Annotated in this window: 1 protein-coding gene; it reads right to left on the bottom strand. The window is 42.7% G+C overall.

Annotated elements, in window-relative coordinates; translation table 11 throughout:
- Nucleotides 1-204 (bottom strand): hypothetical protein (locus EGV92_RS14120; RefSeq protein WP_207401814.1); only part of this gene is annotated, 204 nt, incomplete at its 3' end.
- Nucleotides 205-218: the final 14 nt, after the last annotated feature.

Below are 218 nucleotides of genomic sequence, written 5' to 3'. Positions count from 1 at the left end.
ATAGCCGGGTTGGTTTGCCATGGTGTTGATGACGTTGACGAGGTTTTTATTGTCCTTTTGCTGCTCTTTAGTTAGCGGCACTTGGACAATCAGTAGGTAGGTTGGGTGGAGCTTGCGACACCCAACATGATAGATTAAAATTAATTCTACCCTACTATTTGTAGAATACCATGCAATATCGAAGGCACTATCATCAGGGCGCAAGTTATTTCTTCACA

It is taken from the genome of Psychrobacter pygoscelis, assembly GCF_004335015.1.
Taxonomy (GTDB): domain Bacteria; phylum Pseudomonadota; class Gammaproteobacteria; order Pseudomonadales; family Moraxellaceae; genus Psychrobacter; species Psychrobacter pygoscelis.
Note: the sequence above shows the minus strand (reverse complement) of the source record. Positions and strands in the feature narration are given on the sequence as shown.